Origin of the sequence: Frateuria flava (assembly GCF_017837635.1) — a bacterium.
GTDB lineage: Bacteria > Pseudomonadota > Gammaproteobacteria > Xanthomonadales > Rhodanobacteraceae > Frateuria_A > Frateuria_A flava.
The window spans coordinates 78,516-90,491 of the sequence record NZ_JAGJRS010000010.1 but is presented as its reverse complement, the minus strand read 5'-3'; the positions used below and the strand labels follow the sequence as shown (position 1 = coordinate 90,491).

At 68.4% G+C, this 11,976-nt stretch carries 10 protein-coding genes; 2 read left to right on the top strand and 8 right to left on the bottom strand.

Annotated features, from left to right (window positions below):
* Positions 1-12: 12 nt before the first annotated feature.
* The 6 genes from ruvA to J7I44_RS04705 form a co-directional block, all read right to left on the bottom strand.
* Positions 13-612, bottom strand: a complete 600-nt coding sequence (gene ruvA, locus J7I44_RS04730) for a Holliday junction branch migration protein RuvA (protein WP_209616610.1) — start codon at positions 610-612, stop codon at positions 13-15.
* The gene (gene ruvC, locus J7I44_RS04725) at positions 609-1,160 is read right to left on the bottom strand and encodes a crossover junction endodeoxyribonuclease RuvC (RefSeq protein ID WP_342451869.1); all 552 of its coding nucleotides are present in this window, start codon (positions 1,158-1,160) and stop codon (positions 609-611) included. The genes ruvA and ruvC overlap by 4 nt, the downstream gene beginning before the upstream one ends.
* Positions 1,161-1,249: 89 nt before the next feature.
* Positions 1,250-1,963: a YebC/PmpR family DNA-binding transcriptional regulator gene (locus J7I44_RS04720; RefSeq protein ID WP_209616607.1), complete on the bottom strand. Its 714-nt coding sequence runs from the start codon at positions 1,961-1,963 to the stop codon at positions 1,250-1,252.
* Between the two features lie 122 nt (positions 1,964-2,085).
* Positions 2,086-2,760 carry an alpha/beta hydrolase gene (locus J7I44_RS04715; protein ID WP_209616604.1) on the bottom strand — a complete coding sequence of 225 codons (675 nt, stop codon included), beginning with the start codon at positions 2,758-2,760 and terminating at the stop codon, positions 2,086-2,088.
* Positions 2,761-2,864: 104 nt separating this feature from the next.
* Positions 2,865-4,619: an aspartate--tRNA ligase gene (gene aspS / locus J7I44_RS04710; RefSeq protein ID WP_209616599.1), complete on the bottom strand. Its 1,755-nt coding sequence runs from the start codon at positions 4,617-4,619 to the stop codon at positions 2,865-2,867.
* 152 nt (positions 4,620-4,771) lie between these two features.
* Positions 4,772-5,062, bottom strand: coding sequence for an FmdB family zinc ribbon protein (locus tag J7I44_RS04705; RefSeq protein ID WP_209616595.1), 291 nt, complete (start codon positions 5,060-5,062; stop codon positions 4,772-4,774).
* Positions 5,063-5,299: 237 nt separating this feature from the next.
* Between J7I44_RS04705 and J7I44_RS04700 the strand changes: the two genes are divergently transcribed.
* Complete coding sequence (locus J7I44_RS04700) at positions 5,300-7,723, top strand: TonB-dependent receptor plug domain-containing protein (protein WP_209616592.1); 2,424 nt, start codon at positions 5,300-5,302, stop codon at positions 7,721-7,723.
* Positions 7,724-7,917: 194 nt separating this feature from the next.
* On the opposite strand, the gene clpB is transcribed toward J7I44_RS04700, so the two are convergent.
* Positions 7,918-10,509, bottom strand: a complete 2,592-nt coding sequence (clpB, locus tag J7I44_RS04695) for an ATP-dependent chaperone ClpB (protein WP_209616590.1) — start codon at positions 10,507-10,509, stop codon at positions 7,918-7,920.
* 175 nt (positions 10,510-10,684) lie between these two features.
* Here clpB and J7I44_RS04690 point away from each other — a divergent pair, with 175 nt between their 5' ends.
* Positions 10,685-11,416 (top strand): lysophospholipid acyltransferase family protein, encoded by a 732-nt coding sequence (locus tag J7I44_RS04690; protein ID WP_209616588.1) that lies wholly within the window; start codon positions 10,685-10,687, stop codon positions 11,414-11,416.
* Here the strand turns inward: J7I44_RS04690 and J7I44_RS04685 are convergent.
* Positions 11,410-11,976, bottom strand: a 567-nt coding sequence (locus tag J7I44_RS04685) for an adenine phosphoribosyltransferase (RefSeq protein ID WP_425599742.1), incomplete at its 5' end; no start/stop codon positions are given. The genes J7I44_RS04690 and J7I44_RS04685 overlap by 7 nt on opposite strands.

Genomic DNA, 11,976 nt, shown 5'->3' with positions numbered 1-11,976 from the left:
GCACCCGGGCCATTAGTGGCCCAGTGCGGCGCGCAGCGCCTTGCGGATGATCGCTTCGGCATCGTCGCCTTCGGCGGCGACTTTTTGCACGAGGCGGGTAACTTCAGCAGGCTTGTAGCCCAATTGCTGCAACGCCACGGTGGCTTCTCCCGCCGGATCCAGCGGGACGCCGGCGCCCTTGCCGGACGCGCCCGGCAGGCTTGCGCCCAAGCCTTCCACGCGGTCGCGCAGCTCCACCACGATGCGCTCGGCGGTCTTCTTGCCGATACCCGGGATCTTGGTCAGCGCCACCACGTCGCCGGCCTGCACCAGTCGCGCGAAATCGGCGGTGGACACGCCCGACAGCACCGCCAGCGAGATCTTCGCGCCGATGCCCGAGACCTTCTGCAGGTTGCGGAACAGCGCGCGCTCGTCCTCGCGCAGGAAGCCGTACAGCGCGACGCTGTCCTCCTTCACCGCGTAGTGGGTGAGCAGGGTCACTTCCTTGCCGGTCTGCGGCAGGTCGTAGATGGTCGACATCGGCGCTTCGAGCTCGTAGCCGACGCCGCCGACCTCCACCAGCAGCCAGGGCGGCTGCTTGGAAACCAGGGTGCCGCGCAGTCGTCCGATCATCGCCGCCTCCAGGCCGTACGGGGAATGCCCACGCGCGCGAGGCTCGCGCGCGTGTGCGCATGGGTGACCGCGATCGCCAGCGCGTCGGCCGCGTCCGGCTGCAGCGGCCCCTTCAGGCCGAGCAGGATGCCGACCATGTGCTGCACCTGCGTCTTGTCGCCGCGGCCGCTGCCGACCACCGCCTGCTTGATCTCGGTGGGCGCGTACTCGTGCACCGCCAGGCCCCTTGCCGCCACCGCGCAGATCGCTGCGCCGCGCGCCTGGCCGAGTTTCAGCGCCGAATCCGGATTGCGCGCCATGAACACGCGTTCGATACCGCACTCGGCCGGCTGATGGTCGCCGATGATGAGGGTGAGCTCGTCAAAGATGCGTTTCAGGCGCAGCGGGAAGGTGTCCTCGCCGGCTACCGCCAGCGCACCGTGGTGCACGTGCGTGAGCTTGCCCACCGCATCGACATCGATGATCCCGAAGCCGGTGCGCTGGCTGCCGGGGTCGATGCCGATGATCCGGCAATGGGGAATGGTCAATGGGGAATGGTTCAGAGCCACGGCAGATCCGGCACACGCTCAGCCACGGGAGCGCTGCGTACGCTTCCGCGACCCAACGATTTCCCATTCCCCATTCCCCATTCCCGGCCTCATGGCAGCTGCGCGTTGTGATAGACCTCGCTCACGTCGTCCAGCGCATCGAGGCGCTCGAGCAGGTCGGTCAGCGGTTCGAGCACGTCCTCGGGAACGGCCACGCGGTTGTTCGCGCGCATGCCCACGCCCGCGTGCAGCGATTCCAGGCCGGCGTCGGCCAGCGCCTGCTGCACCGCTTCGAAGTTTTCCGGTGTGCAGATCACGGTGCTCTCGCCGTGCTCGTTGATCACGTCGTCGGCGCCGGCTTCCAGCGCCGCCTCCAGCACCTTTTCCTCGGCCGCCTCGTCACCGCCGGTGGCGAACGTCAGCTCGCCGCAACGGGTGAACTGGAACGCCACCGAGCCGGAGGTGCCCAGGTTGCCGCCGTGCCTGGTCAGCGCGTGGCGCACGTCGGCGACGGTGCGGGTGGGGTTGTCGGTGAAGCATTCGATGATCATCGCGACGCCGCCCGGGCCGTAGCCCTCATAGCGCAGTTCCTCGCCGCCGCCCTCGGCACCCGAGCCGCGCTTGATCGCGCGCTCGATGGTGTCCTTGGTCATGTTGGCCGACAGCGCCTTGTCCACCGCGGCGCGCAGGCGCGGGTTGGCGGCCGGGTCGGCGACGCCGGCGCGGGTGGCGACGGTGATCTCGCGGATCAGCTTGGTGAACACCTTGGCGCGCTTGGCGTCTTCGGCGTTCTTGCGGCCTTCGATGGACGGGCCTCTACCCATGGCGGGAAACCTGAACAATGGACAAGCGGCCGATTTTACTCCAACCGGTGGCCGCGCCGACAAACCCCCTGCAGGAGCGCCCTTGGGCGCGACCGGCCCGGCGGTCGCGCCCAAGGGCGCTCCTACAGGGAGTCAAAACGACCGTTCTGCAGGAACTGCACCACCTGGTGCGCGGCATCGGCCGAAAGCACCAGCCCGGTGTGGCTGGTCTCGACCACGCAGTGGTCGGTGAGGCCCGGCAACCGGGTCTCGGCGACCGCCACGGTGCCATCGTGCTCGCCTTCGATATGCGCGAGCATCGCCCCGAGGCCGATCGGCACGCGCCCGGCGATGACGCCCACCTCGCGCGTGCCGTCCCAGCGCTCCATGCCGTGTTCGAGCAGTTCGCGGTTGTGGCCCAGCAGTGCTTCGCCACCCTGCCCGAAGCCGGCGAAGCCGCGCGCCGCGGCACTGCCCTGCAGCGGGGAACCCAGGCAGACGATCCGGCCCGGCGGCAGGTCGGCCGCTTCGCGGCAGGCCTGCAACGCCAGCAGGCCGCCCAGGCTGTGGCCGACCAGATGCACCGGCCCGGGCGCAAAGCGCTGCATGCGCAGGTGCAGGCGCTCGACGATGCGTTCCTGCGAGGAGACCACGCTCATGTAGTCGAAGCGGTCGACGGCGAAGCCGGCATCGGCCAGCCGCTTGTGCAGCAGGCCCAGCGCGAAGCCGCGCATCCACAGGCCGTGCAGCAGGACGATCTGCTCAGGGGGCCGGGATTCGGGATTCGGGATGGAGGATTCGGGCGGTTCTGGGGACATGGCAGACCTGGCGAACCGGACGTCGCTGGGTGGACGTGAAGCCCATCTCGGGGCGTGCGGGGCGTGGTGGCCAGGTGGGCTGAAGCCCACCCTACGGGATCAGGTCAGCCTGCGACGTTGACGTGCAGCTCCTTCAGCTGCGCCTCGGCCACCGGCGAGGGCGCATCGGTCATCAGGTCCTGCGCGCTGGTGGTCTTGGGGAAGGCGATCACGTCGCGGATCGACTCGGTACCGGCCATCAGCGCGGCGATACGGTCGATGCCGAAGGCCAGGCCGCCGTGCGGCGGCGCGCCGAACTTGAGCGCCTTGAGCAGGAAGCCGAACTTGGCCTCGGCCTCCTCCGCGCCGATGCCGAGCAACTCGAACACCGCGCTCTGCATCTCCGGCCGATGGATACGGATCGAGCCGCCGCCGATCTCGTTGCCATTGAGCACCATATCGTAGCCACGGCTCACCGCGGTAGACGCATTGGCCTTCAGGTCGGCGATGTCATCGACCTTGGGCGCGGTGAACGGGTGGTGCAGCGCGACGTAACGCTGCTCCTCCTCATTGTACTCGAACATCGGGAAGTCGGTGACCCACAGCGGCTTCCAGCCCGCCTCGACCAGGCCGCGGTCCTTGCCGACCTTCAGGCGCAAGGCCCCCATGAAGTCGGTCACGGTCTTCCACTTGCCGGCGCCGACGAACACGATGTCGCCGCTCTGCGCACCGGTGGCGGTCAGCGCGGCCTCCAGCGCCGCGTCGTCGAGGAACTTGGCCACCGGCGAGCTGATGCCCTCGCGGCCCTTGGCGCGGTCCTCGACCTTGATCCAGGCCAGCCCCTTGGCGCCGTACCGGGCGACGTACTCGGTCAGCCCGTCGATGTCCTTGCGCGAGAGCGCCACGCCACCCGGAACGCGCAGCGCGGCCACGCGGCCGGCCGGGTCGTTGGCCGGCTCGGCGAATACCTTGAACTCGACGCCCTTGAGCGCCTCGGCCACGTCCACCAGTTCCAGCGCGATGCGCAGGTCCGGCTTGTCCGAACCGAAGCGGCGCATCGCCTCGGCGTAGGTCATGCGGGGGAACGTGGCGTCCAGCTCGACGTCGACCACTTCCTTGAACACGTGGCGGATCAGCCCTTCGACGAAGTCCTGCACGTCCTGCTCTTCGACGAACGCGAACTCCAGGTCGAGCTGGGTGAATTCCGGCTGGCGGTCGGCGCGCAGGTCCTCGTCGCGGAAGCAGCGCGCGATCTGGTAGTAGCGGTCGAAGCCGGCCATCATCAGGATCTGCTTGAACAGCTGCGGCGACTGCGGCAGCGCATAGAACTGGCCCGGATGCACGCGGCTGGGCACCAGGTAGTCGCGCGCGCCCTCGGGCGTGGCCTTGGTCAGGATCGGCGTCTCGATGTCCTGGAAGCCGCGCGCGTCCAGATAACGGCGCAGCGCCTGCACCAGCTTGATGCGCCGGCGCATCATGGTCTGCATTTCCGGGCGGCGCAGGTCGAGGTAGCGGTAGGTCATCCGCAGGTCCTCGTTGGGATTCTCGTGCATCGCGAAGGGCAGGTCCTTCGCCGCATTGAGCACCTCGACCGTGTCGGCGACCAGTTCCACCGTGCCCGTCTTGAGCTTGTCGTTGACCGACAGGCGCTTGCGGATCGTGCCGATGACCTTCAGGCAGTATTCGTTGCCGACCTCGCCCGCCACCGCGAACGCATCCGCGTTCTCGCGCTCCACGACGACCTGGGCGATGCCCTCGTGGTCGCGCAGGTCGATGAAGGCGACGTGGCTCTGCAGGCGGATCGTGTTGACCCAGCCGCACAGGGTGACGGTCTGGCCAACCAGCGACTCGTCGATGAGGCCGCAGTAATGCGTGCGCATAGGAAGGGAAACTCCGGGGATGGCGCCGTTCGAGGCGTGCGAACGGGCGATTTTAGCATCCGCGCCGGCCACGAACCTGCAGGCGCGCGCCTGCGAGCGACCGGATGCGTCCGGTTCGCGCCCAGGTGCGCTCCTGCAGGATGTTCGCCGGGTCAGTCCCCGCTGGAGGCGGGCTTGCTCTCGGCAGCCGGGGCGGGCGCGGGCGCCGGCGCGGCCGCCTTGGCGTCGCCGTCACCGGCCAGGTTGCGTTTCTTGTCCCCATCCTTCTTGAAGTCCGTTTCGTACCAGCCACTTCCGGCGAGGCGGAACGCGGGCGCGCTCAGCTTGCGCTGCACGCGCGGCGCCTCGCAGGACGGGCAGGCGGACGGGTCCGGGTCGGACAGTTTCTGCAGGCGGTCGAAACGGTGACCGCACTGGGCACATTCGAATTCGTAGATCGGCATGGGTGACAACTCCGGGCAGGCAGCCCTGAAATGCTGGTGCGCATTATCGAGTCGCCGGTCGCGATTTCAATGCCGCGCGCCTTGGCGCGGGCGTGGCGCCGGGAGTAGCCTGCCTCCAGGCGCGCATGGATTCCACGCGACACCACGCCTGCGCGCGCCCCTGTGGACGTCGATACGTCCGTCGATCCCGATGCCACCATCGGCTGCGCATCGCCACACCCGTGACAGGAGTTCCCCGTGAATCATCCCCACCGTTTCCTCCGCCTGGCGCTGCTCCCCGCGGCGGTGCTGTTCGCCTGCTCCGCAACCCACGCGCAGGACACCTCCCTGGGCACCAAGAGCGCGAAGAACCTGGGCACCGTGATCGTCACCGGTACGCGCGCGGACAACCGCACCGAAAGCAGTTCGCTCACGCCGGTGGACGTGGTTTCGGCGCAACTGCTCAAGCAGACCGGCACCACCGAGCTCTCCACCGCGCTGGCTCGCGTGATTCCCTCGCTGACCTTCCCACGCCCCTCCGCCGCCGATACCGCCGATTCGCAGCGGCCCGCGCAGCTGCGCGGCCTGTCGCCCGACCAGGTGCTGGTGCTGGTCGACGGCAAGCGCTGGCACCCGGGCGCGATCATCCTGACCAACGGCGTGCTGGGCCGCGGCTCGCAGGCGGTCGACCTCAACACCATTCCGATCGACGCCATCGACCATATCGAGGTATTGCGCGACGGCGCCTCGGCGCAATACGGCTCCGACGCCATCGCCGGCGTGATCAACATCGTGCTCAAGAAAGGCGCCGAGGGCGGGGACGTGGCGCTGTCGGGCGGCCAGTACTCGGCCGGCGACGGGCGCAAGTGGCAGGGCTCGGCCAGCGCAGGCATCCCGCTGTCCGATGCCGGCTGGATCCGCTTCACCGCGCAAGCCGGCCACCAGGACTACACCAATCGCGCCGGCCCCAACCGCACGCGCCCACAGGAAGGCGTCACCCAGCGCTACGGCGATCCGGAGGTGACCGACCGCAATCTGATGCTCAACGGGCAGTACGACGTCGGCGGCGCGCAGCTGTACGCCTTCGGCCATTACGGCAAGCGCGACTCGGTGTCGCCGGCGTTCTTCCGCAACCTGAGCAACGCCAACGCGGTGCCTTCGCTCTACCCCAACGGTTATCTTCCTCTGGAGAACGCCAGGGCCACCGACCGCTCGCTGGTGGTGGGCATCCACGGCAAGACCGACGGTGGCTGGCGCTGGGACGTCTCGGGCAACTACGGCGGCAACCGGGTGTCCTACGCAACGTTCAACACACTCAACCGCGCCTACCTCAACGACTTCGGCAACACGCCTACGCGCTTCCACGACGGCATCCTGGATGCCGCGCAGCAGTCGCTGGACGTGGACATCGCCAAGGACCTGTCAGTCGGCTGGCTGCCCAACGACGTTACGCTCGCCTTCGGCGCCGAATACCTGCGCCAGAGCTATCAGATCCGCGCCGGCGACCTGCCCTCCTACTACACCGGCACGTCGGGTTTCTCCGGCGGCGCGCAGGGCTTCGGCGGCTACCAGCCAGCCAACGCCGGCTCGCACGACCGGCACGACGTGGCCGAGTACGTGAGCGTGGAGACCAATCTGACCGACCGCCTGGGCACGTCCCTCGCGGTGCGCCACGAGGACTACTCGGACTTCGGCACCACCACCTCCGGCGCGCTGGCCGCCCGCTTCGACTTCACCGACCGCTTCGCCCTGCGCGGCAGCGCCTCGACCGGCTTCCGTGCGCCGTCACTGGCGCAGCAGTACTACTCCTACACCTCCTCGCTGTACTTCGGCGAGGGCAATTCGCTGGGCCTGCCGGCAGGCATCTACAACACCGGACTGGTGTCCTCCACCAGCGCCATCGCCACGCTGCTGGGCGGCGAGCCATTGAAGCCGGAGAAATCGCGCAACCTCACCTTCGGTGCCGTGTGGAGCCCGGTCGACGGACTGGACCTCAGCGCGGATCTCTACCAAATCAAGATCCGCGACCGTGTCACGCTCTCCAGCACGATTTCCACCACCTCGCCGGCGGTGCGCGACTACCTCGCCGCCAATGGCATCACCAACACCAATTTCAGCGGCATCTCCTACTTCACCAACGCGGTGAACACCCGCACCCGCGGCATCGACCTGGTCGCCAGCTACCTCTTCGACGTGGGCGACGGCGCCTCGCTGCACACCACCGTCAGCTTCAACTACAACAAGAACGAAGTGACCGACGTGCGGCCGAACCCGGCCGTGCTCGACGCGCTCGGCGTGAGTTTCAAGCGCATCGACCGCCGCGACCAGTACGGTCTGCTGGCCGACACCACGCCGCGCAGCAAGCTGATCTTCAACTGGCTCTACACCAACGGCCGCTGGAGCCTGGACAGCACGCTGACGCGCTACGGCAGTTTCACCTCGTACAACTCGACCAACCCGGCGCTGGATCAGACCTTCGATTCGAAGTGGCTGTTCGACCTGGCGCTCAACTACTCGCTGGACCGGTGGATGTTCACGGTAGGTGCGGACAACGTGTTCGACAGCTATCCGGACCGGGTGATCCAGGCGAGCGACAACAACGGCGCGATGCCGTACAGCGTGTTCTCGCCGTTCGGTTTCAACGGCGCCTACGTGTACGGGAAGGTGCGCTACAGCTGGTAGTCGGCACGAAGCCACGAGCCAGCCCCCTCTCCCTTCTGGGGAGAGGGTTGGGGTGAGGGGTCACTCTTGCGGCAAAGGTCGATCAGGCGGCACCTGAGACGAGAAAAGCAGAACGCGCTGGACGAGCGCTACTCGCGACAATCGACCCCTCACCCCAGCCCCCTCTTCCCGGAGGGGAGAGGAGCCAGGCGGCGTCAGGTGGCCTTGAAGGTCAGGTGCCCGCCCTCGGCATCCACGTGGATCGTGGTGCCCGGTGCAAAGCGCCCTTCCAGGATCTCCCTGGCCAGCGGGTTCTCCAGCTGCTGCTGGATCGCCCGCTTGAGCGGCCGCGCGCCATAGACCGGGTCGAAGCCCACGTTGCCCAGCAGGGCCAGGGCGTTGTCGCCGATTTCCAGCCTGAGGTCGCGCTCGGCCAGGCGCTTCTCCAGGTAGGCCAGCTGGATCTTCGCGATGGCGCGGATCTGGTCCTTCTCCAGCGGCCGGAACACCACCAGTTCGTCCAGGCGGTTGATGAACTCGGGCCGGAAGTGCGCCTGCACCACGCCCATCACCGCCGCCTTCATCTTGGTGTACTGCTCCTCCTGATCACCGCCGGTGTCGGCCGCATCCTGGATCATCTGCGAGCCAAGGTTCGAGGTCATCACGATGACGGTGTTGCGGAAGTCGACCGTGCGGCCTTGCCCGTCGGTCAGGCGGCCGTCGTCCAGCACCTGCAGCAGGATGTTGAACACGTCCGGGTGCGCCTTCTCCACCTCGTCCAGCAGGATCACCGCGTACGGCCGGCGACGCACCGCCTCGGTCAGATAACCGCCTTCCTCGTAGCCGACGTAGCCGGGGGGCGCGCCGATCAGGCGGGCGACCGAGTGCTTCTCCATGAACTCGCTCATGTCGATGCGCACCATCGCCTCCTGCGTGTCGAACAGGAACTCGGCCAGCGCCTTGCAAAGCTCGGTCTTGCCCACGCCGGTGGGACCTAAGAACAGGAACGAGCCGTAGGGCCGGTTCGGATCGGACAGGCCGGCGCGCGCGCGGCGGATCGCATCGGATACCGCGCGCACCGCCTCGTCCTGGCCGACCACGCGCTTGTGCAGCGCGCTTTCCATTTGGAGCAGCTTCTCGCGCTCGCCCTCGAGCATCTTGGACACGGGGATGCCGGTCCAGCGCGAGACCACTTCAGCGATTTCCTCGTCGGTGACGCGGTCCTGCACCAGCTTGAATTCCTGCTTCTCGGCCGCCTGCGCGGCGGCGAGCTGCTTTTCCAGTTCCGGCAACTGGCCGTACTGGATCTCGCTCATCCGGGCGTAGTCCTGCCGGCGCTGGGCCGCTTCGAGCTCCAGCCGCGCCGCCTCGATCTGCTCCTTGATCTTGGTCGCGCCCTGCAGCGCGGCCTTCTCGGACTTCCACACTTCGTTGAGGTCGGAGAACTCGCGCTCGAGCTTCTCGATGTCGCTTTCCAGGTCCGCCAGGCGCTTCTTGGACGCCTCGTCGGTTTCCTTCTTGAGCATCTCGCGCTGGATCTTCAGCTGCGTCAGGCGCCGCTCCAGGCGATCCAGTTCCTCCGGCTTGGAGTCGATCTCCATGCGGATGCGCGAGGCGGCCTCGTCCATCAGGTCGATCGCCTTGTCCGGCAGCTGGCGGTCGGTGATGTAGCGATTGGACAGCGTGGCGGCGGCGACGATCGCCGGGTCGGTGATCTCCACGCCGTGGTGCACCGCATAGCGCTCCTTGAGGCCGCGCAGGATGGCGATGGTGTCCTCCACGCTCGGCTCGCCGACGAACACCTTCTGGAAGCGGCGCTCCAGTGCGGCGTCCTTCTCGATGTACTTGCGGTACTCGTCCAGCGTGGTGGCGCCGATGCAGTGCAGCTCGCCGCGCGCGAGCGCAGGCTTGAGCATGTTGCCCGCATCCATCGCGCCCTCGGCCTTGCCGGCGCCGACCATGGTGTGCAGCTCGTCGATGAACAGGATCACTCGACCTTCCTGCTTGGCCAGGTCGTTCAGCACCGCCTTGAGGCGTTCTTCGAACTCGCCGCGGAACTTGGCGCCGGCAATAAGCGCGCCCATGTCCAGCGCCAGCACGCGGCGGTCGCGCAGCCCTTCCGGCACCTCGCCCTTGACGATGCGCTGGGCCAGCCCCTCGACGATCGCGGTCTTGCCCACGCCCGGCTCGCCGATCAGCACCGGATTGTTCTTGGTGCGCCGCTGCAGCACCTGGATGGTGCGGCGAATCTCCTCGTCGCGGCCGATCACCGGATCGAGCTTGCCGCTCTCGGCACGCGAGGTGAGGTCGACGCAGTACTTCTCCAGCGCCTGGCGCTGGTCCTCGGCGTTCTCGCTCTGCACCTTTTCGCCGCCGCGGACCTTCTCGATCGCGGCCTCCAGGTTGGCCTTGGTGGCGCCGGCGGCCTTCAGCGCCGCGCCGACCTCGCCCTTGTCCTCCAGCGCCGCCAGCACGAACAGCTCGCTGGCGATGAACTGGTCGCCGCGCTGCTGCGCCAGCTTGTCGGTGAGGTTGAGCAGGCGGGTCAGGTCGTTGCCGACGCTGATGTTGCCCTCCTGTCCGCGCACCTGCGGCAGCCGGCCGAGGATCTCGCCGACGCGCTCGCGCAGCGCCGGCACGTTGACGTGCGCCTGGGTCAGCAGCGGCGCGGTCGAGCCGCCCTGCTGGTCGAGCAGCGCGGCCATGACATGCGCCGGTTCCAGGATGTTGTTGTCGCGGCCCACGGCCAGCGACTGGGCGTCGGCCAGCGCCTGCTGGAAACGCGAGGTGAGTTTGTCCATCCGCATGGTGTGGATCCTTCGGAAATCACAGGGCGGCCCCCGCCGCGATGCGCATGAAATAGGGGCGTCTCAGTGGCCTTCAAGACGGCGGGCACACCTGTTCGAGTCCGGGGTCCGGCCCGTATCATTTTCGGTTCAGCCCGCAGGGACGCCGTGTGATGAAACCTTCCGGATCGCGTGTATGAGCCGCTTCGCGTGGGCGTTGTTCAACGCGCTGCAATTGCTGTTCACCCTGCTCTGGACTGCCGCCTGGATTGCCCTGGCGCTGCTGGTGCGCCTGCTCACCGGCGGGCGCCACTGGCCGCTGCGGATGGCCTCGCGCTGCTGGGCGCCCGGGCTGCTGCGCGGCGCCGGCGCGCGGCTGGAAGTGCACGGACTGGAGCGGGTCGACTGGTCGCGGCCGCACGTCATCGTGGCCAATCACCAGTCGATGATCGACGTCTGTGCGCTGTTCCGCGCGGTGCCGGTGCCGTTGCGTTTCGTGCTGAAGCAGGAGCTGGCGAAGGTGCCGTTCGTGGGCTGGTATGCACGGGCCATGGGCATGGTGTTCATCGAGCGCGCCAGCGCGCGCAGTTCGGCGCGCCGGCTGCGTGCGGCGGTCGAGGTCGTGCGGGGTGGGGCCAGCGTTTGTGCGTTCCCGGAAGGCACCCGCAGCCGCGGCCGTGTGGGCCCATTCAAGGGCGGCGCCTTCCAGTTGGCGATCGAGGCCGGCGTGGCGGTGGTGCCGGTGGCGATCGAGGGCAGTGGCCGGGTATTGCCGGCGGCGGGCTTTCGCGTGCGTCCGGGACGCATCGTGGTGCGCATCGGCGAGCCGCTGTCCAGCCAGGGGCTGGTGCCCCACGAGCGCAGTGCGCTGGCCGGGCAGGCGCGCGAGGCGGTGGTCGCGTTGCTGGCCGAAGGCGCTGCTCAGTAGCGCAGTAGCGCGCGCAGCGGCGCCTTGCCCTGCCAGCGCGCCCTGCCCGCGAGCGCCTCCAGTTCGATCACCACGGCCGCCCCCACCAGTTCGACGCCGAGCCGTTCGAGCAGCGCCTGCGCCGCGGCCAGCGTGCCGCCGGTGGCGAGCACGTCGTCGATCAGCAGCGCGCGTTCGCCGCGCACCAATGCATCGGAGCGCACTTCCAGCCGGTCGTGGCCGTACTCCAGCGCGTAGTCGATGCCGACCACCGGCGGCGGCAGCTTGCCCGGCTTGCGCAGCGGCACGAAGCCCGCGTCGAGCTTCTGCGCGAGTGCGGCGCCGAAGATGAAGCCGCGCGACTCGATCCCGCACACCGCCCGCACGCCCTCGCCCAGCCAGGGCTCGGCAAGGGCATCGATGCAGCGCGCGAAGGCACCGGCATCGGCCAGCAGCGGCGTGACATCGCGGAACACGACGCCCGGCTGCGGGAAGTCGGGCACGGCGCGGATCAGCATTTCGAATTCGTCCATCGTCATCCCACGGAGTGTAGATGCTGCAGGAGCGCACCTTGTGCGCGA